The sequence below is a fragment of the Polynucleobacter sp. JS-JIR-5-A7 genome (assembly GCF_018687935.1).
Lineage (GTDB): Bacteria > Pseudomonadota > Gammaproteobacteria > Burkholderiales > Burkholderiaceae > Polynucleobacter.
Genome location: NZ_CP061308.1, coordinates 2,086,573 through 2,107,834, shown reverse-complemented (window position 1 = coordinate 2,107,834; position 21,262 = coordinate 2,086,573). Strand labels below are relative to the sequence as shown.

The window sequence follows — 21,262 nt, the reverse complement described above, 5'->3', positions numbered from 1 at the left end:
TGCTCTGATCTAACATTCACTAAAAAATGAAAATTATTCACTCACTTAGAGTCACGACCTTCATTTTTCTTGCAACTGTATTTTTTGTAAGTCCCTCATTTGCTGCAGAGATAAAGGTCATTACTTCGGGTGCTTTTGCAGAAGCCCTCAAAGATCTAGTGCCCGAGTATGAAAAACAATCTTCTAATAAAGTCATCATCTCGTATGGCTCTTCGATGGGAAGTGCGCCTGACTCCATTCCTTCAAGACTCTCCCGAGATGAAAAATTTGATGTTTTGATTTTGGCGGCGCCTGCATTAGAGCGCTTCATTCAGAGTGGCGCAGTACAGTCAGGAAGTAGGGTCGATTTGGTTGCCTCCGTAATTGGCGCTGCAGTTCGGGCGGGTTCGCCAAGGCCCGATATCAGTACTGTCCCCGCACTGAAGCAAGCCTTACTGAATGCAAAGTCTGTGGCATATTCTGCTAGCGCTAGTGGAACCTATTTATCTACAGAATTATTTCCAAAGCTGGGCATTGCAGAGCAGATGAGTAAGACGGCAAAGAAGATTTACAGCGAGCGTGTAGGCACAGTGATTGCTAGAGGAGACGCTGAGTTAGGCTTTCAGCAGGTTAGCGAATTGATTCCTATACCAGGGGTTGATTTCATTGGCGAGATTCCACCAGAAGTACAGCAGACAGTTTTGTTTTCAGCGGGCATTACTAGTAATGTGAATAGTCAGATTGCATCGAGAGATTTAATTGCATATTTAGCTTCGCCAAAGGCTGCACCAACAATACAAAAAGCTGGTCTTAAGCCTCTCCTTCCAGCTTTACCTTGGTAGACTATTTAAAGCGATACGCTAGAGCTGCAAAAATATTATCTTGAAATGAGCGGTTCATCACTGGGCTATTGTTAATTCCGCTACCCATCCACTTCCGTTTGCCGTAAATGTTGACATACCAGTTGTCAAGGACGGGGATTTCCACCAGAAAGCCTGCTAATACATTATTAGTTGCTGGGGCGCTGTAAGCGTTGTAGCCCGTAAGTGAAGACTCTCCAGGATTGATGCCATAGTAATAGTTGGCATATTGACTTGATTGGCGTTCCACCCCAATTTGTGGATACACAACCACTTTTTTATATGTTTCAATTTCAGCGAAGTAGAGAAACTCATAAAGCGCCCCCTTAGATTTTCCAAAGTCATGATAAGCGTTCACAAAAAAACCACCAATGGGTGTTTCTTGAAAAGTGCCTAATCCCAAGGGAATTGGATCGCTACGATTAATAGAGTTGCCATTGATTGGTGACTTCACTTTATAGGAATCTAAATTAATTTTTCCGATGACCTCAAAATAGCCATAACCCATTTTAAAAGTCTTGATACCCACTTCATCGATGCGAACAAAGAATCGTTGGTAATCAAAAAAAGCATAAGGCATCACAATGGATTGGGTACCTTCGGTTCCGATGTGTAGGTTAGAGGTGTAGACTGCAGCCCCAATGTCTCCGACGATGCGATCGGGGATGCCATCAGGTACATTTTCAGCGGCATAAATTGGCATTGAGAATGCTGCCAATAGCAAAGAGAGCTGTATTGTTTTAATGAATCTCATGAGCTCATCATAGGCGATTTCAGTTGCAAGACCTAAAGATCTACATTATCGAGCGCTAAGCTTGCTAAATGACTGGTGTCTGCCCAGCGATCTACTTTCCACGAAGATCCATCATGGCTAATCCAGTTGAGCGAGGCATTCGGCACAGATACAGTCCTTTCTGCTTCTAAGGCTTGATTGCTTGCTAGTCGATACATCATCTCTATGGCGCTACCGTGACTGACCAGCAAAATCGTTTTACCCAGGTGTTGCATGCGAATTGTTTCAAGTCCTCTGTGAATACGCTCTGCAAAGCGTTTGATGCTTTCGCCACCACGTAAGTCATGCTCTAGATTTCTACTCAGATGGATATTCCATAGTTCGGGCTCAAGATTTGGCGCATCGATTATGGTGAGTCCTTGAAGCGCTCCCAAATGACGCTCTCTTAGTGCTTCAGTAGTAATTGCATCCACCCCAAATATTTCTTCGATGGCCTTGGCAGTTTTGGCTGCTCGTACAAGGTCACTTGTATAGAGGACGTCAAACTGCAGATTGATTCTCTTGAGAGCTTTAGCCATCTGTTGGGCCTGTTTTACCCCATGAGTATTCAGATCAATATCGGTATGACCTTGAAGTCGACGTGCGACATTCCAGTCGGTTTCACCATGGCGCACTAAGCAGAATCGAGTGATATTCATGAGGTAATGATAAAGGTGGGCGCCTTCTTCAGCAGAATTTGTATATTAGATCCTGTCAAGCCCTCTTTATTAATACAATAGATTGACTAATTTATAAAGGGCGACGGTGAACAAAGAAAGCAAAGGAATGTTGATTGGGTTTATCGGCATCCTGATCTTTAGCCTAACCTTGCCTGTCAGCAAAATTGCCATTCTCAGTTTTAATCCTTACTTCATTGCCTTTGGTAGGGCATGTTTAGCAGGTCTAGTGGCTTTAGCCTATCTTGTATATAAGCAGGCTCAGTTTCCCAGTAAAACGGATTTAGTTAAGTTTATTGTGATTGCTTTAGGAGTCGTATTTGGCTTTCCAATTTTTACAACGGTTGCTATGAAGGAAGGATCTTCTTCTCATGGCGCCGTTATTTTGGGCATGATGCCATTAGCTACAACGGTGATCGGAGTTCTGCGCTTTAAGGAGCGCCCTTCCCTGGGTTTTTGGTTTGTTTCCTTACTGGGTGCTGCCTTGGTAGTTATTTATGCGCTACTCAAAAGTGCTGGTAGCTTTACTTATATAGATGGCTTATTAGTGCTCGGTGGTATTTGTGCTTGTGTTGGGTATGTTGAGGGCGGCGAGTTATCTCGGAAGATGAATCCCCGCGCAGTTATTTCTTGGGCATTAGTCATTTCACTGCCAATCAATATAGTGATGTCTTATTTAACATTCCATTCGGAATATTGGAGCGCTGATACGATCGCCTGGACCAGCTTCGTGTACTTAAGTCTATTTCCAATGTTCTTAGGATTTTTCTTTTGGTACGAGGGTCTCGCTATTGGCGGCATTGCCAGAGTGAGTCAGGTGCAGTTGATTCAACCATTCTGCACCTTAATAGCCGCAAGTATTTTCTTGGGCGATCATCTTACTTTGATGAATATGTTGTTTGCTTTCTTAGTCGTATCGACTGTCATCTTGAGCAAAAAAATGTTGGTCAAGCGCAGGTAACTTGCCGGCAGAAAGAAAAAGCCCCGTTAATCGGGGCTTGGTATTTATGCTGCAATTATTTGGATCTTATTTAGTGCTCGCAAAATTTTGCTTTTTTCTTTTGGTTTGGTGCTGGTTTCCATGAGCTTAGTGAGCTGATCTGGGTTAAGTGGCCCTAGGCGTGTTTTGCCTGTTTTTGTGAGCATGGGATCGTTTTTTCTGTTTTTTTGGTTTTGGCCTACAGCCATTCGTATTCCTAAAGTAAAGGAGTGATGAATCTAGGGCAATGCTCTAAAGATTCCCCTATTTAGGGCGCGAGATAGTGATCACCACTCAGAATAACAGTTAAAAAAATCAAGCGCTATGATTAGATGATGATAAATCTTCCGGCCCTTATCTTCTCCTTGGTAATGGGCTTTTTAATGTCATTGAGTATTACTCTAGTGGCAACCTTTGTTCGTATCGGTGCTGGAGATAGTTTCTTTTCGGTATGGCTTGAGATGTGGGCCGTAGCCTATCCTGTAGCCATTATTTGTATCTTGATATATCGACCATTTGCCACTAAGGTAAGCGCTGTAATCATTGAGAAATTAACAGGGCCAAAGTGAAGAGATCTTTTTTATTAGCGTTATGCAGTTTTGCATTCATAGGGTGCGCAGCTGTCTTCACGGATGCATCCGATGCAAATCACGTAACCTTTTTAAATAGCAGTGGCGAATCAATCGAACAGCTTACTCAAAAAGCGAATGCTTACTGCGCGCAATACGGCAAGAAGGCTTCTTTTAAAAGCGCTGATTCATCTTTGCTTGTTGTGTTCAACTGCAATGCCGCTCGCCAATAAAGGTTGCTATTAGCCAGCTAGGTCTGATTGATAAATCAGACCTGCATGCTCCCTCAGTGCATGGAACTGAATTGATTCCCAGCGTTGTTGAGCAACATCCAATTCTGATTTATGAGAGGCAAGAAATACCGATGCGCCGACCACATCTTCTGCCATACGATGAATATTTTCCTGGGTAAATTTTTTCAGTGCAACAGGATCATCTGAGCTAACCCAGCGAGCTAAGCTATAGCGTGCTGGGAGAAGGTGTACCTCAGCACCATATTCAGTTTGCAGTCGATGACTAACTACTTCAAATTGCAGTTGGCCAAAAGCACCGAGTAACATTGTGCCCCCAGCCATCGGACGAAATACTTGAATGGCTCCCTCTTCGCCTAGCTGCATCAAGCCAGTTCTTAATTGCTTTGACCGCAATGGATCGGCAGACTCAACCATGCGAAAAATTTCAGGGGCAAAAAATGGTAGTCCAGTAAATTGCAGCTGCTCGCCTTCAGTAAGAGTGTCACCGAGACGCAGTAAACCATGGTTTGGTAAGCCGATGATGTCACCCGGAAAAGCTTCATCCAAAATGTCACGTCGTTGCGATAAGAATGATAGGGCGTTATTGGTGCGAACTTCTTTGTTGTTGCGACAAATCTTGAGCTTCATGCCGCGCTGAAAGTGACCAGAGCAAATCCGCAAAAATGCCACGCGGTCTCGATGCGCAGGATCCATATTGGCTTGAATTTTGAAGACCACAGCTGAGAATTTATTTTCAGCTGGACTCACTTCGCGTTGTAATGCTTTACGTGAGCAAGGGGATGGCGCTAATTCAACCAAGGTGTTCAGAATTTCTCGTACACCAAAGTTATTAATAGCTGAGCCAAAGAAAACAGGCGACTGGCGACCGGCTAAGAATGCCTCCCGATCAAACGCTGGCATGGCTTCTTTGATTAAGGCAACTTCCGCCAAGGCATTTTCTAAATCTGTGCCCAAACGCTCTTTCAGGGCCGGGTCATTGACATCAACGACGGCATGAGAATCTTCGGTCACACGATCTTCGCCAGCTTTAAACATGCGCATGCGCATATTGGCAATATCGATTACGCCAGCAAAAGATTTGCCCATACCCACAGGCCAAGTAAATGGAACAACTTCAATGCCGAGCGCAGATTCAATTTCATCCATCAGCTCCATCGGCGGCTTTACTTCTCGGTCCATCTTGTTGATGAAGGTAACAATCGGCGTGTTACGCGCGCGGCAGACTTCTAGTAAGCGTAGGGTTTGTGATTCAACACCATTAGCCGCATCAATTACCATCAAGGCAGAATCAACTGCTGTTAATACGCGATAGGTATCTTCAGAAAAGTCTTGGTGCCCCGGAGTGTCGAGCAAATTAATAATGCAATCACGATATTCCATCTGCATGACAGAACTGGCTACCGAGATCCCACGTTGCTTTTCAATTTCCATCCAGTCAGAGGTTGCGTGCCTACTAGCTTTACGTGCCTTGACACTTCCTGCAATCTGAATTGCACCTGCATACAGTAATAGCTTTTCAGTCAGCGTTGTTTTACCCGCATCTGGGTGAGAGATGATGGCAAAGCTGCGACGTCTAAGTACTTCTGCGGCTGGGGTGCTGGAGGTGGAGGTATCGATGGTAATTCTGCGCTGGTTAATCTAGGTAAGGACGCAATTATAAGCGTCTAAGCCTTTTAGAATTGCTCTTCCGGCCTTACAAATCGCCATTGGCCTGGAGGTAGTGGCCCCAAAGAGATGCGACCCATTCTGACGCGTTTCAAGCCCAGCACTTTTAGCCCCACCATTTCGCACATGCGACGAATTTGACGCTTACGACCTTCGCGTAGAACAAACCGCAATTGATCTTCGTTCTGCCAGCTCACTTGTGCTGGCTTGAGCGCCACGCCATCTAGAAAGAGGCCATGTTTAAGACGATCTAAATCTTCAAAAGAGAGTACTCCTTCAACCCGTACTAAATATTCTTTTTCAATCGGACTGTTCTCGCCAATCAGTAGTTTGGCAATGCGCCCATCTTGCGTTAAGACCAGCAAGCCTGTGGAGTCGATATCCAATCTACCAGCGGGAGCAAGTCCCTTGGTGTTGAAGCGCGGATTTCTACCTCTATCCAGCGGACTACCAAAGTAGTTTTCTGGAGTGATGAGAGATGCTGCCGGTTGATATTCTTGCTCATCATCATAATGTGAGATGTATCCAACAGGCTTATTGAGGATGACGGTAATGCGAGATGCTTGCTGCACTTTAGCGCCAGATTGCAATTCAATTTTTTGATGACGATAAGCACGAACACCTAGTTCATTTACCACTTCACCATCTACTGTGACTAAGCCTTGCTCAATATAAGAGTCGGCCTCGCGTCTAGAGCATAAGCCCAGTTCAGATAGTAATTTAGAGACGCGAACTTTTTCTTCCATACCTGCATTATCCGATAAAGCCTGAGCCTACTTGGTGCGCGGTACCACTTCACATTGACTACACTATGACATTGCAGAATATTCAATCAGGGAAGAAGTAATGACTGCTATCTTAAAAAAATCCACCGATTTATAAAATCCTTTATTTTCAGGTGCTTGTAGCCGTTGTCCTTGGTGTTTTACTGGCTTATGTTTATCCATCTCTTGGAACAGAGATGAAGCCCGCCAGTGCTGAGCGCCTGTCGCGATTCGCTGAGTAGTCTCGTCCAGCCCCTCCGCTTTTTTCATGGCAAGCGAGAGTCCTCTACTTAGAAGGGCTGTAGGGGTTTGATTCGTGGTTAGGGCGATTTTTAAAGCGCTTATGAACCCAATAATATTCAGCGGGGCGAAGGCGAATTTCTTTTTCGAAAATTTGATTGAGTCGAGCGGTGTCAGACTTAACGTTATCCCCCCGGAAATTTTCTAAGGGCTTACTGATCTCGCAAAGATAACCAGACTCATCATCTTTGAGAGTGGTGACCATCATACAAACATCAGCGCCAGTAATTTTTGCTAGGCGAGAGATGGTTGTAATGGTATTGGTTTCAATGCCGAAGAAAGGTACGAACTCAGAATCTTTCATTCCCAAATCAATGTCTGGTGCAATGATGATGAAGTCGCCATTACGAATTTCGCGGATGATCGCTTTGGCATTGCCTTGACGATCTATCGAGTTGCCGCCAAAACGGTTGCGCCAGTCAATAATTTTTTGATTGAAGAATGGATTTTTCATGCGCTGAAAAAATCCTGAAGTTCGCGGCCAATCCATCCGTTTTGCTAACGCACTCAAAATAATACTACCCTCGATTCCTGTGAAATGCATATTCACCAGAATGCGCGGCTTACGACTTTTGAGGTCAACAGCTGACTTCACTTCAATCATTTTGCTCAATTGTTTTTCACTGCCAAGCCAGATAATACTTTTCTCTACAAGACTGCGACCCAGAAGACGCCAGTGTTTTTTTCTGAGAATATCAATTTCATCTGCATTGAGATTAGGAAAACACAATTGAAGGTTGGTTTTAACCACCCGGTTTCTATCCCCTGGCAATCTGGCAGCAATAAAACCTAAGCCATATCCAATCGATACTAAAATCTTATAGGGGAGTAGAGATAGGAGTTTAAGAAAAACTAGCCCTACATAATTAGCAAAAGATTTGAACAAACGAGTTTTATTCTGTTTCGTAACGTTTGATCGATTTGGCATAGCGATCAAGCATCTCTTCCGTTGAGCTACTCGACATTCCTAAATCATTTACTAAGCCAGTGTCTAAGCGATAGGCCCAGCCATGCACGGTGAGATCTTGACCGCGTGCCCACGCATCTTGAACAATCGTTGTTTCACATACGTTGACAACTTGCTCAATGACGTTGAGTTCGCAGAGACGATCTTGTCGTTTTGGCGTTGGCAACATTTCCCCCAAATAGCGCTCATGTTTTTGATGGACATCTTTTACGTGGCGCAACCAATTGTCAGCAAGACCAACACGTCTATCGCTCAGGGCAGCATGAACACCAGCACAACCATAGTGACCCACCACTAAAATATGCTTGACCTTCAAAAGGTCAATGGCAAACTGAATTACTGACAAGCAATTCAGATCAGTATGAACAACGACGTTTGCCACGTTACGGTGAACAAAAAGTTCGCCTGGCAATAAGTCCACAATCTCATTTGCGGGTACTCGACTATCGGCACAGCCAATCCAAAGATACTGCGGAGCCTGCTGATTGACCAAGCGCTTGAAAAAATCAGGATCCTTGGCAACCATGTCTTCCGCCCAGTGGCGATTACTTGCAAATAGATGGTCTAAAGCTTGGGAATTTTTATATGGCATGGTTCAAGTTTAAAGTACTTTAATGACGCCGATTTGGTTAAAACAAACCCCCACTGGAATTGCCCTTACTTTGCATTGCCAGCCTGGTGCAAAACAGACCAAAGTAGTTGGTTTACATGATGGCTGTCTGAAAATTTCTTTACAAGCTCCAGCCTCAGAAAATAAGGCAAATGAGCTTTTGTTGGCTTGGCTCTCTAAGCAGTTAAAAATTCCGCAAAAGCAGATTCAATTCATTTCTGGTCAAAATAGCCGTAAGAAGCAAGTGGAAATCTGGGGATCCATTAGCGCTGAGCAAATCGCTCAAATACTAAAGCCCTAAGAGGCGCGCTTACCAAAAGATGGCCCATAAAATACCTAAGATCAGCACCCATTTGCTGATGTAATAAACGGAGCGATGTTTTGCTTTCAGTTTTTTTGCTTGTGCCCTAAGGTGATAAAAGTAGGTAAATAAGACATTCACAAAGCCCACTTTTTCGCCAGCAACGTTTTGTGAGGCTGCAGCACTCATCACATAGCGCCCAAACCAGCGATTGAGCAGCTGTACTACTTTTGTATAGACAGGGCGCTCAACGTCGCAAAACAAGACTATGCGTTGATGATCAGTTTCATTGGCTGCAAAATGAATATAGGTTTCATCAAACATGACCGCTTCACCATCTTTCCAGAAATAACGCTCTCCATCCACCTCAATAAAGCATTTGGGGTCATTGGGGGTCACTAATCCAATGTGATATCGCAGGGATCCAGCATAGGGGTCACGGTGCCGCACCAGTGTTGCTCCAGGTGGTAGGGAGGCAAACATGGCCGCCTTGATGGAGGGAATCGATTTGAGAAGGGCCACGGTTTTAGGGCAACTTGTTTGTGCTGATGGCAGATCTTTGCCGTACCAATAGAGGTGAAAACGTTTCCAGCCCGTCCTAAAGAAGGAATTAAAGCCAATATCGTTATAGCCAGTAGCAACCGCAATGGCACCATCTGCATTTAAAGAAAGCGCTTCTTGGCGAATAGTTTCCCAGTTATCTTTTAAAGGTTGCATTTCGGGAAACTGGTTTACAGGGATAAATGCGCTAGCTTTGACCTTGGAAAATAAATACAGTAAAGCATTGATCGGCGCCAACAAGACTTGATAGTCGGTGAGCGATCTCACCACTCCAAAACGTACTCTCCCTCTGAAATAGACATAAATTGCTGAGATTACAAATATAAAAAAAATGATGTGACGAGCTTGCATGCGATTTGCCAATCCAAAGTAATGACTAACATTTTAATTTGTATGGAAGTGTTTAATTGACTATTTCTTGTCCCTATATCCTCATATACTCAAGGAGAATCAATATGGTCACCCAGTTAGGGTTAATGAGGATATAGAGCGGAGAAGATCGTATGAATGGCTTTATAAAGTGGCTCTTAAGCCTTGTTTTAATTGGCTTAGTGGGGATTGCGGGATATACATGGTTGATGCTCACATGGAGTTATGGCAGCGGAGAGCGTGCTGGTTATGTGCAAAAATTCTCTAATCGAGGATATCTTTGCAAAACCTGGGAAGGTGAATTAGCGATGGTTTCCATGCCTGGAACGATGTCAGAAAAATTCCTCTTTACGGTGCGTGATGATGCCGTGGCACAAAAAATAAATGCTAATCTAGGCAAAAAAGTGGCTCTAAAATATGATCAACACATCGGATTGCCAACAACATGTTTTGGGGATACTGAATATTTTGTGTCTGGTATAGAGGTTCTGGAAGATTAATTTGTAGTTGTTTTAAAAATTGTTGTTACGCAGCTTTATTTTTGTAATTTTTTGTGGTTAAAATCATGCAAGCGCAATGTGCGCCGATATCAATATCTATAAGGAGCTTCACTTGAACAAAGCCGAACTAATCGCAGCGATTGCTGACGACGCGGAGATCTCTAAAGCCAAAGCAGAATTCGCATTGAATTCTGCAATTGAGAACATTATCAAAGCTGTTACTAAAGGCGATTCAGTACAACTGATCGGCTTCGGTACTTTCGCATCTGGTAAGCGTGCTGCACGTATGGGCCGTAATCCAAAAACTGGCGAGCCACTCAAAATCGCCGCTGCTAAAACTGTTAAGTTTTCTGCTGGTAAGGCATTTAAAGATTCAGTGAACAAGCGTAAGAAGTAATTCTTCCTTTGTTAATAAAAAAGCCCGGTACGCCGGGCTTTTTTATTTCCTGAAGAATATGATCTTCATGTATGCAACTTCTGCAATTTCTTGCTTAACTTTGCACTAAGCGGCGATGGCGATGAATGCTCATTAAGATGCCAGCACCAAACCCTAGCGTGACTAAAGCAGTGCCACCGTAACTAATAAAGGGTAATGGAACGCCCACCACTGGAAGTAGGCCGCTCACCATGCCAATATTCACAAAGGCGTAGGTAAAGAAAATCATAGTCACAGCAGCGCCTAGCAAACGAGTAAACAAATTGGGAGCGCTTGCAGAGATTGCTAAGCCTCGTTTAATGAGTGCAAAGAAAAGCCCAAGCAATACGAGGTTTCCAAGTAGGCCAAATTCTTCCGAGAAAACGGCAAAGACAAAGTCAGTATGCTTTTCTGGAATGAATTCTAAGTGCGCTTGGGTTCCCTGGAACCAGCCTTTACCAAAGAATCCACCAGAGCCGATAGCAATCATCGATTGAATGGTGTGGAAGCCTTTGCCGAGAGGATCGCTGCTGGGGTCAAGCAATGTACAGATACGATTCTTTTGATAATTGTGTACAAATGGCCACGCTACATCATGCGCGCAGATGGTGCTGCCAAAAATAATAATCAGCAAGATGCCTACAACACCAATTCCTACAAAGGGCAGAATCCATTTCCATGGAAGACCGGCAAGGATGATGACATAGAGTCCAGCAGCAGAAACTAACAAGGCAGTTCCAAGATCTGGTTGACGGGCAATTAAAAAAACGGGGATGGCTAAAATAATTCCAGCAACTCCATAATCCCAAGTCTTTTGAATCCCCTCGCGTTTTTGGAAGTACCAAGCAAGCATGAGTGGCATAGCGATCTTCATGATCTCGGAGGGTTGAATCACAATGCCAATATTGAGCCAGCGACGCGCACCCTTTTTAATTAATCCAAAGATGGCCACTGCAACTAAAAGCGTAACGCCAAGTCCATAAATCCAAACAGCCCCCATCTCTAACCACTTAGGGGGAATGCGAGACACTATCCACATCACCACAAAAGACAGCGCAAGATTACGTAACTCATCCCCAATTTGTACGGGAGTATTTTGACTTGCCGATAAAAAAGTAAAAAAGCCTACAGCCGCTAAGCCAAGTAAAATAAAGCCCAGCTGGCGATCTAATCCTGCAAAAAAACTAAAAAATAGTAATTGGATTTTTTTTATGGGGCTCTTTTCCACTCAGGAACCTCCTTAGGCCATTTGCCATCAATGTAGTAATCCAGGGCTTTCCGTGCGATTGGTGCGGCATGCTGTGCACCAAAGCCTGCATTCTCAACTACCATCGCGATCACAATCGTCGGCTTGTCTGCAGGCGCAAAAGCAATATATAAAGCGTGGTCACGCAAGAACTCTGCAGTAGAGCCATGCTTATACTCTTTTGAGTTCAGGCTAAACACCTGTGCAGTTCCAGTCTTGCCTCCGGCAACATATCCTGCGCCCTTAAATGCTGCTGCAGATGTTCCAGAAACATTCACCTCAACCATCGCTTTTTTGATGATCTCAATATTCTCAGCATTCAGATCAATGCGATAACTTTCTTTTGGAGTAGTGAGCACCCTGTTACGTGTAAAGGGATCCTCAATCGCCTTCACGAGATGAGGTTTCATCACAACGCCATTGTTAGTTAGGTTAGCCATAGCGTGAGAAAGCTGCAAAATAGTAAACGAGTTATAACCCTGACCAATGCCTAAGGAGATCGTTTCACCCTCGTACCATTTCTGCTGCTCTGGTTTTTTGAAAGTATTTTTCTTCCAATCGGTAGACGGCAGTACACCCTTGGATTCACCTTGCAAATCAATCCCGGTGATTTGTCCAAAACCAAGTGGTTTCATAAAGTCGTGCATCATGTTCACGCCCATGTCGCGAGCAAGCAAGTAGTAATAGGTGTCGCAAGACTCAACAATGGATTTCTGCATATCTACTGTGCCATGACCACCCTTCTTATCGTCGCGGAAGGTGTGGTTACCAAAATCAAAATAGCCCGGATCAAAAATCGTTTGTGATGGCGTACGTTTTTTATTCTCTAGAGCAGCTAAAGCCATGAACGGTTTGTAGGTGGAGCCTGGAGGATAAATTCCCTTTAGAGGACGGTTATAGAGTGGCTTTTGTGGAGAGTCATTTAACTCTTTCCAGGTTACTGAATCAATACCCTCAACGAAATCGTTTGGGTTGAAGTTAGGCTTAGAAACGAATGCCAATACATCACCAGTTTCAGGTTCAATAGCTACAAACGCACCACGAAAATTTCCATATAGCTGCTCAACCAAGTATTGCAACTTAATGTCGACCGACAGCACAATGTTTTTACCGGGTACTGATGGCGAGTTAGAAAGTGTTCTTACCGGTTTGCCGCCTGCAGTAATCTCCACTTGATCGTAGCCAGGTACGCCCCGCAAAACAGTTTCATAGCTTTGCTCTAGGCCAATCTTTCCAACGTACTGAATACCGGGCAAAAAGGAGGTTTGAAGAGCATCAGGATCATCTCCCTTTGAGTTCTCAATTTCGGCTTGCATACGCTCTTTATCACGCTGGGAAACTCGACCGATATAGCCAATGAGATGAGAGGCTAGCTCGTTATAGGGATATTCGCGAAAGCTTCTGGCGCGGATATCTACTCCAGGGAAACGGTAGCGATTTGCCATAAATCGAGCGGTTTCTGCCTCATTCAACATGGATCGCAGCGGAAAGGTGCCCATATTGCGAGAATCCTCTAAAGAGCGCTTGAAGTTGCGTCTATCTCGAGGGGAGATATCGATGATTTCAGAGAGCTCGTTAATGAGCTCATCGACATTTCCTTTAAGCTCTTCTGCGTTCACATCTAAGGTGAGGGCGGAGTAGTTTCTGCCAATGACGATGCCATTGCGATCAATGATCAACCCACGATTAGCGGGCGCCGGCACTAATGCAATGCGATTACTTTCTGCAAGTAAGGCATATTTGCCGTGACTGATGAGTTGCAGCCATACCAAGCGAGTCATTAAGATTAAAAAGCAAAACGTAACAAATAAGGTCGCAATGTGGATGCGCTCTTGAAATGAATCGAGATCAGGCTTTTTAAAAGAAACCATACAGCTTCTTAAAGAGGGCGATTGAGATCGACATCAATCGGACGGCGTTGTGGGGCCAACAAAATATTTGTGGCAATTGGCCACAGCAACGCTTCAATCAGCGCTTGAATAGCGCCTGTTAGGGCCCACCAATAAAGCTCTCCGCTCAGCATCCAATGCACCAGTACAGGAAACAAAGAAACTATTAAGAAAATGGGAAGAAGATGCAGTGCTTGCGATAGAACGTTAAGCGAAATGATGCGCCTATGCCAAGAAATGGCAATGTAAGCGACTAGCGAATAACTAAAAGCATGTAAGCCCAATAAGTCTGAGTTATGAACATCCATCATCAGGCCCAAGCCAAACGCCCAAATAACGCTGACATAGCGATGTTGGTGAATATTCCAAAATACGATACTGATGATTAGGAAGTCGGGGACCCAGCCGAAGTTTCCAAACGGTAAAAAATTTAATAACAGCGCACAAAATAAACTGAAGTAAATAAATAGGGGACTGACTGGCCGCAGGATATAGCCACTTTGGTTATCAATCATTGCATGCCTCGCGCACGAGTCTGGCGACGACCTGGGTTATTGGTTAAAGGTGTGCCTGAGGCTGACTTATTATTGAGGACTGGCGCCTTGGCATCAAATTGTGGGTCGTATAAAAAGGCGAGTGCCTGACGATAACGATTGACTGCGGCTACTGGTATGCAAAACACGTTAGAAGAGTTTTTATCAGCGTTACGCTCTATTTTGCTAATGACCGCTACCGCAAAGCCTGGAGGATAAATGCCATCAATTCCAGACGTCAGGAGAATGTCGCCAACTTCCAAATCGCTGGCAACAGGTAAATAACGTAATTCGAGAGGGTTGCCACGCCCAGCCCCAAAAACAGCTGCGCGCAGACCATTGCGAGCCACTTGGACGGGAACCGCAAAGTCACGGTCCTCTAAGAGTGATACTTCAGCAGAGCGCTCATACAGACGGACCACCTGGCCAAGAATGCCAGCATCGTTGGCAATCGGGTTGCCTAGTTTGATACCGTCATTGCTGCCGCGATTAATCACAATACGTTGTGAAATGGGGTTGGGCGGATTGAATAGAATTTCTACTGGCAAGGTTTTGAATGCCACTTGTTTTTGCAGCGCCATCAACTCGCGTAAATTTTGATTCTCAACCATCAAGAACTCTGATTGATTGGCTAACAAAGATAGCTCTGCTTGGCGAGCTTTCATGACCTGATTTTCTTGATCAAGTGTAGAGCGAGTGGTGAAATATTCTGACGTTACTTCGATGACATTGCGAGGCGCCATCATGATGTACTCAAGAGGACGCAAAACTAAATTTATATTGTTGCGAATTGGGTCGAGCGCTTTAAAGCGAAAATCGATCAGCATCAATGCAATGCTGATCGACAGACAGACAATCAGTTTAAGTAAGGCTGGTATGCCCTGTCTGAAAAGTGGAGGAGCGGTATGTTGCAATGCCCTGATCGACGTGTATGTCGCTTACTCGTGCGAGAACACTCCGCCTAACTTATCCATGCGTTCAAGTGCAATGCCACAACCACGAGCTACGCAAGTTAATGGATCTTCTGGCACGTGAATAGGTAAACCAGTTTCTTCCAGCAGGAGACGGTCAAGGTCACGCAATAAGGCGCCACCGCCTGTTAGCATCATGCCGCGCTCAGCAATATCTGATGCCAACTCAGGTGGAATCTGCTCGAGAGCAGCTTTTACTGCAGTCACGATTTGATTTAATGGGTCAGTCAATGCCTCAAGAATTTCATTACTTGTTACGGTGAAGCTACGTGGAACACCTTCAGAAAGATTGCGCCCCTTGACTTCCATTTCGCGCACTTCAGCGCCAGGGAAGGCTGAGCCAATGGTTTTCTTAATTAACTCAGCAGTTTGTTCACCAATCAACATACCGTAGTTACGTCGAATGTAATTGGTAATCGCTTCGTCAAACTTATCTCCGCCAACACGAACTGAGCCTTTGTAAACCATGCCACCTAATGACATCACGCCAACTTCGGTGGTGCCTCCGCCAATATCAACCACCATGGAACCAGCAGCTTCAGAAACTGGCAGACCAGATCCAATGGCGGCTGCCATCGGTTCTTCAATCAGAAATACTTGCGATGCACCAGCGCCCAATGCAGATTCGCGAATCGCGCGACGCTCAACTTGAGTGGATCCACAAGGAACACAAATGATGATGCGTGGACTTGGCCTTAAAAGTTTGCTTTCATGCACAAGCTTGATAAATTGCTTGAGCATTTGTTCGGTAATGGTGAAGTCGGCAATCACACCATCTTTCATGGGACGAATTGCTTCAATATTGCCTGGTACGCGACCCAACATCGCTTTGGCCTCTTTTCCGACTGCCAAAATGGTTTTTTTGCCATTTGGTCCGCCTTCTTGACGAATCGCCACAACCGATGGCTCATCGAGGACAATACCCCGGTCACGCATATAAATTAAGGTATTTGCGGTTCCTAGATCGATGGCTAGGTCATTGGAAAAGTAGCTACGGAAAAAACTAAACATGATGTAGTGGGAAAATAGAAGGTGTTAATAAAAATATATTGGAATGATACTCTAGCGCCCCATGAAACTTGATGATGTTCAGCGCATTGCGCACCTTTCCAGGCTTGAGTTAAGCCAGGCAGAAGCTGAGGCAGTTTTGCCTCAATTGCAGGCTATTTTTTCCCTCGTTGAAGAAATGCAGGCTGTCGACACTAGTGGCTTAGAGCCGCTTGCGCACCCTATCTTATTTCTGAGGGAATTGGCACAGCCATTACGTGCTGACCAAGTAACAGAATCAGATCATCGTGCTGAAAACATGCAATCAGCCCCTGCTCAGCATGATGGCTACTTTTTGGTTCCAAAGGTGATTGAATGAGTTGGCACAACACACCTATTGCTTTGATGGCAAAAGCACTTGCGACAAAAGAGGTTTCTAGCATGGAGCTGACCCAGTATTTTTTAGACCGCATTGAGGCTGGAAAACAGTGGAATGCCTATATTGATGTGAATACTCACTTAAGTTTAGAGCAAGCTAATAAAGCAGACTTTCTGATTTCGTCTGGAAAAGCTGGTAAGTTGACCGGTATCCCTGTTGCGCACAAAGATGTGTTCGTTACTCGTGGCTGGAAGTCGACCGCAGCATCCAAAATCTTGTCTGGATATCAAAGCCCTTTTGATGCCACCGTAGTGGCGAACTTGGGAATTCCGGATGAAAGTAACCCTCATGGCGCAGGCATGGTTTGCTTAGGCAAGACCAATATGGACGAGTTCGCCATGGGCTCTTCCAATGAAAACTCAGCTTATGGCCCAGTACTCAATCCTTGGAACTCTGCGCACGTTGCTGGCGGTTCTTCTGGTGGATCGGCTGCAGCAGTAGCAGCTGGCTTAGCTCCGATTGCTACAGGGACCGATACTGGGGGCTCGATTCGTCAGCCAGCAGCATTTTGTGGCTTAACTGGAATTAAGCCCACTTATGGACGCGTTTCTCGTTACGGCATGATCGCCTATGCATCATCTTTAGATCAAGCAGGTCCGATGGGCAAAACTGCTGAAGATTGCGCACTACTACTTTCTGCCATGTCTTCGCACGATTCACGCGACTCGACCTCGCTCACAGATTCTGGGGAGGACTACGGTCGCTTTCTGAATCAAGCTTGGCAAGAAGGCAATGCCAATCCTGCAAAACCATTAGAGGGTTTGCGTATTGGTTTGCCAAAAGAATTTTTTGCAGAAGGTTTAGCTGTTGATGTAGCGAAATCTGTGAATGAAGCTGCCAAAACTTTAGCAAGTTTAGGCGCGAAGTTGGTTGAAGTCAGCTTGCCTAAAACCAAACTCTCAATACCGGTTTATTACGTTTTAGCTCCAGCAGAAGCCTCTAGTAATTTGAGTCGCTTTGATGGTGTGCGCTATGGTCATCGCGCTAGTGATTACAAAGATCTTGGTGATATGTATCAGAAGTCCCGCACCGAAGGTTTCGGGCCAGAAGTTAGACGTCGCATCTTGATTGGCACTTACGTTCTTTGTCATGGTTATTACGATGCCTACTACTTACAGGCACAAAAGATTCGACGCATTATTGCCTCAGATTTTCAGGCGGCATTTAAAGAGTGTGATGTCATCCTTGGGCCCGTAGCACCTGATGTAGCCTGGCGTTTAGGTGAAAAATCAAAAGATCCAGTGCAAATGTATTTAGAAGATATTTATACACTTTCCACTAACTTAGCAGGCTTGCCTGCCATGAGTGCGCCCTGCGGATTTAATGCAAACAATTTACCAATTGGCATGCAGTTGATTGGTAACTATTTTTCTGAAGCACGTTTACTTCAAGTCGCCCATCAATATCAGCAAGCCAGTGATTGGCATTTGCGTCAAGCAAGTGAGGTGGTGTGATGCAATGGGAAGTCGTTATCGGTCTTGAGACCCACGCACAGCTACAAACCCAATCCAAGATTTTTAGTGGCGCAAGTACGCGCTTTGGTGCACAACCAAACACCCAAGCATGTGCAGTAGATTTGGCGTTACCAGGAGTGTTACCGGTATTAAATCGCCAAGCAGTTGAGCATGCAATCCGTTTTGGATTGGCTGTTGGTGCAAAAATTTCACCGGCCAGTATTTTTGCGCGGAAGAACTATTTCTATCCTGATTTGCCTAAGGGCTATCAAATTAGTCAGATGGAAATTCCAGTAGTTGTTGGCGGAAAAGTAGAAATTCTTGTAGGTGATGAAGTTAAGGTAGTTGAACTAACGCGCGCCCATATGGAAGAAGATGCTGGCAAATCCGTGCATGAAGAGGGTTTTATTGGTCCCCATGGCGAGCCATCGAGCGGCATCGATTTAAATCGCGCAGGCACTCCACTACTAGAAATTGTGACTGAGCCTGTCATGCGCAGTGCTGCCGAAGCAGTAGCTTACGCAAAAGCGCTCCACACTTTGGTGGTTTGGTTGGGTGTCTGTGATGGCAATATGCAGGAAGGCTCATTCCGCTGTGATGCCAACGTATCAGTTCGTCCTAAAGGACAAGTAGAGTTTGGTACGCGTTGCGAGATTAAGAACTTAAACTCTTTCCGCTTCCTCGAAGAGGCGATTCAATATGAAGTGCGTCGTCAAATTGAATTGATTGAGGATGGTGGTACGGTTATTCAAGAAACGCGCTTGTATGATCCTGATCGTCAAGAGACGCGCAGTATGCGAAGCAAAGAAGATGCAAACGATTATCGCTACTTCCCGGATCCAGATTTATTGCCAGTGGTGATTGATGATGCTTGGATCGCTCAGGTGCGAAGCGGTATGCCAGCTTTACCTACTCAGTTACGCGAGCAATGGCAAAGCGAGTATGGCTTGAGTGCTTACGATACCCAATTGCTGACCCAGGATCGCGATACTGCAAAAGTATTCGAAGACTTATTGGCGATCGTTGGTAAGCCTCTCGCAAAAGCAGCAGCCAATTTAATTGCTGGTGAATTTGCTTCGGCTGTAAATCGTGCAGGTATTGCGACTGCAGACGCGCCACTAAAGGCAGAGCACTTAGCGCCATTGCTGACTCGGGTTGCAGATGGCACCATCTCTAATAAGATTGCCAAAGATATTTTTGCAATTCTGTGGGAAGAGGCTGTTACAGGTAAAGCCATGAGTACCGTTGACCACATTATTGATGCTAAGGGCCTTAAACAAATTAGTGACAGTGGCGCACTAGAGGCCATCATTGATCAAGTGTTGACTGCTAATCAGAAGTCGGTTGAAGAGTTCCGCTCGGGTAAGGAGAAGGCCTTCAATGCGCTAGTAGGCCAAATTATGAAAGCCTCTCAGGGTAAAGCAAATCCTGGACAGGTCAACGATTTGTTGCGAAAAAAATTAAGTGAAGTAAGTTAATAAAGAGTAAGCCAAGAAAGAGATAGATGAGCGCGATTGATCCTAAGCAAATTGAGCAAGAAGAATTGGTTGCCGAGTGGTTGCGTGCAACACCCGGTTTCTTTGAGCGCTATGCCAATCTCTTTAATGAGATTCGGATTAAACATCCTCATGAGGACCGAACGATCTCTTTACAAGAGCGTCAGATGACCGTATTGCGCACCCAAAATCAAGAGCTCAATCGTCGTCTGAGCGAAATGTTGCACTTTGGTAGTCGTAACGACAAGACGCAACAAAGTTTAGTGGCTTGGTTGTTGCGTTTGATGAAGGCCAATAACAAGGCCGATATTGAAGGCGCTATTACGACGGGCTTGGCTGAAGTTTTTGAGGTGGAATCCGCACAATTGCTTTCGCCTAATTCAGCATTTGGTCCTTGGGTGGATACCCCCTTGTGCGGCTCAGCAAAAGAGTTGGCAGCGGCCAGCGTAGATTTGCTGGCATCGCAAACTACGATAAGTTCAGAGTGGCAAAGTATGGTGGCAATCGGCCTACCGCTGGGCAGGAGCATTGGGGTAATCCAATCTCCCGCAGTACTGCTGCTAGCCAGCAATGATGAAACACGATTTACTGCAGACATGGGCGCTTTCTATTTGCGTCAAATTGCAGAACTCACTGCTGCAGCTTTGGATCGCATCCAGGCTTATGAAGCTAAAGCTGACTGAACTCCACCCCCTCATGCAAGAGTATTTGCATGAGTTACATGTGTTGCGGCAACTTTCTCAACATACCTTAAAAGCGTATGGCATGGATCTTAGCGATCTGCAAAATTTTGCCCTTGAAGATTCTGTTGATTTATTAAAAGTGAGTAATGCTCATATTCGTCGCTGGGCTGGTCGTTTACATTCCAAAGAAAAGTCTTCTAGAAGTATTGCTCGAGCTCTGTCAGCATGGCGTGGTTGGTATGACTGGTTGACTGAAAAAGATGCGCGGCGTGATGCACGTGCAGGCAAAGTGGCTAGTAATTTAATCGCAAATCCCGTTGATGATGTAAAGGCGCCTAAGCGTTTGAAGTCTTTACCCAAGGCCTTATCAGTTGAGCAAGCGCTTGCACTGGTAAATCAAGCCGTCAAAGAAGCAGACGAGAAAAAAGATCTGGAGTCTGTCAGAGATGCCGCCATCATTGATTTGCTGTATTCCTCTGGCTTGCGACTATCAGAATTATTGGGTATCGATGTGATGCCAAGCAAAGATCGTCAGCATGAGTCTGCCGGCTGGCTAGATTGGGATGCTGCTGAAGTCACAGTTTTAGGTAAAGGTGGAAAAAGGCGTTCTGTGCCAGTGGGTTCGCCTGCAATGAAGTCTCTACTTGCTTGGCGAGAGCTGCGTGATGCCAGTTCTTATCCCGAGCAATCGATTGCCTTATTTTTATCTGCGACTGGTAAGCGTTTATCGCCACGCACGGTGCAAGCGCGTCTGCGTATGCTAGCGATGCGGGCTGGGCTGCCAACTCATGTGCATCCTCACATGATGCGCCACAGTTTTGCAAGTCATGTTTTGCAATCCTCGCAGGATTTGCGTGCCGTGCAAGAGATGCTAGGGCATGCCAGTATCGCTAGCACTCAGATTTATACCTCTTTAGATTTCCAGCACCTAGCTCAGGCATACGATAAAGCGCATCCTCGCGCAAAGGCTGGTAAAGGCTGAGGAACTCGGTAATATAGTGGGTTTCCCACTTTGGGAAAGC

Annotated in this window: 24 protein-coding genes; 11 read left to right on the top strand and 13 right to left on the bottom strand. The window is 45.2% G+C overall.

The features are described 5' to 3' along the window. The first annotated feature begins 26 nt into the window (after positions 1-26). Entirely contained in the window at positions 27-821 is a 795-nt protein-coding gene (locus AOC29_RS10965) for a substrate-binding domain-containing protein (RefSeq protein ID WP_215296013.1), read from the top strand. 1 nt (position 822) lies between these two features. Here the strand turns inward: AOC29_RS10965 and AOC29_RS10960 are convergent, their stop codons facing one another. Beyond that, complete coding sequence (locus AOC29_RS10960; RefSeq protein WP_215296012.1) at positions 823-1,593, bottom strand: MipA/OmpV family protein; 771 nt, start codon at positions 1,591-1,593, stop codon at positions 823-825. A 32-nt stretch (positions 1,594-1,625) separates the two neighbouring features. After that, positions 1,626-2,270, bottom strand: coding sequence for a histidine phosphatase family protein (locus tag AOC29_RS10955; RefSeq protein WP_215296011.1), 645 nt, complete (start codon positions 2,268-2,270; stop codon positions 1,626-1,628). A gap of 106 nt (positions 2,271-2,376) precedes the next feature. Between AOC29_RS10955 and AOC29_RS10950 the strand changes: the two genes are divergently transcribed. Continuing rightward, a complete protein-coding gene (locus AOC29_RS10950; protein ID WP_215296010.1) occupies positions 2,377-3,249 on the top strand; it encodes a DMT family transporter in 873 nt (290 codons plus the stop codon). A 350-nt stretch (positions 3,250-3,599) separates the two neighbouring features. Beyond that, positions 3,600-3,836, top strand: a complete 237-nt coding sequence (locus AOC29_RS10945) for a DUF2798 domain-containing protein (RefSeq protein ID WP_371819524.1) — start codon at positions 3,600-3,602, stop codon at positions 3,834-3,836. 242 nt (positions 3,837-4,078) lie between these two features. Here the strand turns inward: AOC29_RS10945 and AOC29_RS10940 are convergent, their stop codons facing one another. From AOC29_RS10940 to can, 5 genes are all read right to left on the bottom strand, one after another. After that, complete coding sequence (locus AOC29_RS10940) at positions 4,079-5,707, bottom strand: peptide chain release factor 3 (RefSeq protein ID WP_215297531.1); 1,629 nt, start codon at positions 5,705-5,707, stop codon at positions 4,079-4,081. Between the two features lie 56 nt (positions 5,708-5,763). Then, on the bottom strand, positions 5,764-6,501 hold the full coding sequence (locus tag AOC29_RS10935) for a pseudouridine synthase (protein WP_215296009.1): 738 nt from the start codon (positions 6,499-6,501) through the stop codon (positions 5,764-5,766). A gap of 63 nt (positions 6,502-6,564) precedes the next feature. Next, positions 6,565-6,789 (bottom strand): hypothetical protein, encoded by a 225-nt coding sequence (locus tag AOC29_RS10930; protein WP_215296008.1) that lies wholly within the window; start codon positions 6,787-6,789, stop codon positions 6,565-6,567. Positions 6,790-6,805: 16 nt separating this feature from the next. Continuing rightward, complete coding sequence (locus tag AOC29_RS10925; RefSeq protein ID WP_251370001.1) at positions 6,806-7,747, bottom strand: lipid A biosynthesis acyltransferase; 942 nt, start codon at positions 7,745-7,747, stop codon at positions 6,806-6,808. Further along, the gene (gene can / locus AOC29_RS10920) at positions 7,713-8,378 is read right to left on the bottom strand and encodes a carbonate dehydratase (protein ID WP_215296006.1); all 666 of its coding nucleotides are present in this window, start codon (positions 8,376-8,378) and stop codon (positions 7,713-7,715) included. The genes AOC29_RS10925 and can overlap by 35 nt, the downstream gene beginning before the upstream one ends. A gap of 22 nt (positions 8,379-8,400) precedes the next feature. On the opposite strand from can, the gene AOC29_RS10915 reads away from it, so the two are divergent. Further along, positions 8,401-8,697 carry a DUF167 domain-containing protein gene (locus tag AOC29_RS10915; protein ID WP_215296005.1) on the top strand — a complete coding sequence of 99 codons (297 nt, stop codon included), beginning with the start codon at positions 8,401-8,403 and terminating at the stop codon, positions 8,695-8,697. A 9-nt stretch (positions 8,698-8,706) separates the two neighbouring features. Here the strand turns inward: AOC29_RS10915 and AOC29_RS10910 are convergent, their stop codons facing one another. Next, complete coding sequence (locus tag AOC29_RS10910; RefSeq protein ID WP_215296004.1) at positions 8,707-9,609, bottom strand: aspartyl/asparaginyl beta-hydroxylase domain-containing protein; 903 nt, start codon at positions 9,607-9,609, stop codon at positions 8,707-8,709. A gap of 152 nt (positions 9,610-9,761) precedes the next feature. Between AOC29_RS10910 and AOC29_RS10905 the strand changes: the two genes are divergently transcribed. Next, positions 9,762-10,127 (top strand): hypothetical protein, encoded by a 366-nt coding sequence (locus tag AOC29_RS10905; RefSeq protein WP_215296003.1) that lies wholly within the window; start codon positions 9,762-9,764, stop codon positions 10,125-10,127. Between the two features lie 112 nt (positions 10,128-10,239). Continuing rightward, on the top strand, positions 10,240-10,524 hold the full coding sequence (locus AOC29_RS10900) for an HU family DNA-binding protein (protein ID WP_087908896.1): 285 nt from the start codon (positions 10,240-10,242) through the stop codon (positions 10,522-10,524). A 94-nt stretch (positions 10,525-10,618) separates the two neighbouring features. Here the strand turns inward: AOC29_RS10900 and rodA are convergent, their stop codons facing one another. From rodA to AOC29_RS10875, 5 genes are read right to left on the bottom strand one after another with little or no spacing between them, the layout of a single operon-like run. Next, positions 10,619-11,770 (bottom strand): rod shape-determining protein RodA, encoded by a 1,152-nt coding sequence (rodA, locus tag AOC29_RS10895; RefSeq protein WP_215296002.1) that lies wholly within the window; start codon positions 11,768-11,770, stop codon positions 10,619-10,621. Then, complete coding sequence (gene mrdA / locus AOC29_RS10890; RefSeq protein WP_215296001.1) at positions 11,752-13,659, bottom strand: penicillin-binding protein 2; 1,908 nt, start codon at positions 13,657-13,659, stop codon at positions 11,752-11,754. Before mrdA ends, rodA begins: the two co-directional genes overlap by 19 nt. An 8-nt stretch (positions 13,660-13,667) precedes the next feature. Further along, positions 13,668-14,192: a rod shape-determining protein MreD gene (mreD, locus tag AOC29_RS10885; RefSeq protein WP_215296000.1), complete on the bottom strand. Its 525-nt coding sequence runs from the start codon at positions 14,190-14,192 to the stop codon at positions 13,668-13,670. Continuing rightward, positions 14,189-15,124: a rod shape-determining protein MreC gene (gene mreC, locus AOC29_RS10880; RefSeq protein WP_215295999.1), complete on the bottom strand. Its 936-nt coding sequence runs from the start codon at positions 15,122-15,124 to the stop codon at positions 14,189-14,191. The genes mreD and mreC overlap by 4 nt, the downstream gene beginning before the upstream one ends. A 24-nt stretch (positions 15,125-15,148) precedes the next feature. Next, positions 15,149-16,192 carry a rod shape-determining protein gene (locus tag AOC29_RS10875; protein WP_215295998.1) on the bottom strand — a complete coding sequence of 348 codons (1,044 nt, stop codon included), beginning with the start codon at positions 16,190-16,192 and terminating at the stop codon, positions 15,149-15,151. Between the two features lie 61 nt (positions 16,193-16,253). On the opposite strand from AOC29_RS10875, the gene gatC reads away from it, so the two are divergent. Genes gatC through AOC29_RS10850 form a run of 5 tightly spaced genes read left to right on the top strand, consistent with a single transcriptional unit; the run spans position 16,254 to position 21,222 of the window. Then, complete coding sequence (gatC, locus tag AOC29_RS10870; protein ID WP_215295997.1) at positions 16,254-16,547, top strand: Asp-tRNA(Asn)/Glu-tRNA(Gln) amidotransferase subunit GatC; 294 nt, start codon at positions 16,254-16,256, stop codon at positions 16,545-16,547. Beyond that, on the top strand, positions 16,544-18,061 hold the full coding sequence (gatA, locus tag AOC29_RS10865) for an Asp-tRNA(Asn)/Glu-tRNA(Gln) amidotransferase subunit GatA (protein ID WP_215295996.1): 1,518 nt from the start codon (positions 16,544-16,546) through the stop codon (positions 18,059-18,061). The genes gatC and gatA overlap by 4 nt, the downstream gene beginning before the upstream one ends. After that, positions 18,061-19,539, top strand: a complete 1,479-nt coding sequence (gatB, locus tag AOC29_RS10860) for an Asp-tRNA(Asn)/Glu-tRNA(Gln) amidotransferase subunit GatB (RefSeq protein ID WP_215295995.1) — start codon at positions 18,061-18,063, stop codon at positions 19,537-19,539. The genes gatA and gatB overlap by 1 nt, the downstream gene beginning before the upstream one ends. Before the next feature lie 26 nt (positions 19,540-19,565). Beyond that, a complete protein-coding gene (locus tag AOC29_RS10855; protein WP_215295994.1) occupies positions 19,566-20,240 on the top strand; it encodes a DUF484 family protein in 675 nt (224 codons plus the stop codon). Next, positions 20,221-21,222, top strand: coding sequence for a tyrosine recombinase XerC (locus tag AOC29_RS10850; RefSeq protein ID WP_215295993.1), 1,002 nt, complete (start codon positions 20,221-20,223; stop codon positions 21,220-21,222). Before AOC29_RS10855 ends, AOC29_RS10850 begins: the two co-directional genes overlap by 20 nt. The last annotated feature ends 40 nt before the right edge of the window (positions 21,223-21,262 follow it).

Bases quoted from the DNA above. Each gene is read 5' to 3' on its own strand.
- AOC29_RS10915 (WP_215296005.1), top strand. From the start codon at position 8,401: ATGACGCCGATTTGGTTAAAACAAACCCCCACTGGAATTGCCCTTACT.
- AOC29_RS10850 (WP_215295993.1), top strand. From the start codon at position 20,221: ATGAAGCTAAAGCTGACTGAACTCCACCCCCTCATGCAAGAGTATTTG.
- AOC29_RS10905 (WP_215296003.1), top strand. From the start codon at position 9,762: ATGAATGGCTTTATAAAGTGGCTCTTAAGCCTTGTTTTAATTGGCTTA.
- can (WP_215296006.1), bottom strand. From the start codon at position 8,378: ATGCCATATAAAAATTCCCAAGCTTTAGACCATCTATTTGCAAGTAAT.
- AOC29_RS10960 (WP_215296012.1), bottom strand. From the start codon at position 1,593: ATGAGATTCATTAAAACAATACAGCTCTCTTTGCTATTGGCAGCATTC.
- mrdA (WP_215296001.1), bottom strand. From the start codon at position 13,659: ATGGTTTCTTTTAAAAAGCCTGATCTCGATTCATTTCAAGAGCGCATC.
- mreD (WP_215296000.1), bottom strand. From the start codon at position 14,192: ATGATTGATAACCAAAGTGGCTATATCCTGCGGCCAGTCAGTCCCCTA.
- AOC29_RS10855 (WP_215295994.1), top strand. From the start codon at position 19,566: ATGAGCGCGATTGATCCTAAGCAAATTGAGCAAGAAGAATTGGTTGCC.
- gatA (WP_215295996.1), top strand. From the start codon at position 16,544: ATGAGTTGGCACAACACACCTATTGCTTTGATGGCAAAAGCACTTGCG.
- AOC29_RS10955 (WP_215296011.1), bottom strand. From the start codon at position 2,270: ATGAATATCACTCGATTCTGCTTAGTGCGCCATGGTGAAACCGACTGG.
- AOC29_RS10930 (WP_215296008.1), bottom strand. From the start codon at position 6,789: ATGAAAAAAGCGGAGGGGCTGGACGAGACTACTCAGCGAATCGCGACA.
- AOC29_RS10945 (WP_371819524.1), top strand. From the start codon at position 3,600: ATGATGATAAATCTTCCGGCCCTTATCTTCTCCTTGGTAATGGGCTTT.
- gatB (WP_215295995.1), top strand. From the start codon at position 18,061: ATGCAATGGGAAGTCGTTATCGGTCTTGAGACCCACGCACAGCTACAA.
- AOC29_RS10935 (WP_215296009.1), bottom strand. From the start codon at position 6,501: ATGGAAGAAAAAGTTCGCGTCTCTAAATTACTATCTGAACTGGGCTTA.
- AOC29_RS10910 (WP_215296004.1), bottom strand. From the start codon at position 9,609: ATGCAAGCTCGTCACATCATTTTTTTTATATTTGTAATCTCAGCAATT.
- AOC29_RS10925 (WP_251370001.1), bottom strand. From the start codon at position 7,747: ATGCCAAATCGATCAAACGTTACGAAACAGAATAAAACTCGTTTGTTC.
- AOC29_RS10965 (WP_215296013.1), top strand. From the start codon at position 27: ATGAAAATTATTCACTCACTTAGAGTCACGACCTTCATTTTTCTTGCA.
- gatC (WP_215295997.1), top strand. From the start codon at position 16,254: ATGAAACTTGATGATGTTCAGCGCATTGCGCACCTTTCCAGGCTTGAG.
- AOC29_RS10875 (WP_215295998.1), bottom strand. From the start codon at position 16,192: ATGTTTAGTTTTTTCCGTAGCTACTTTTCCAATGACCTAGCCATCGAT.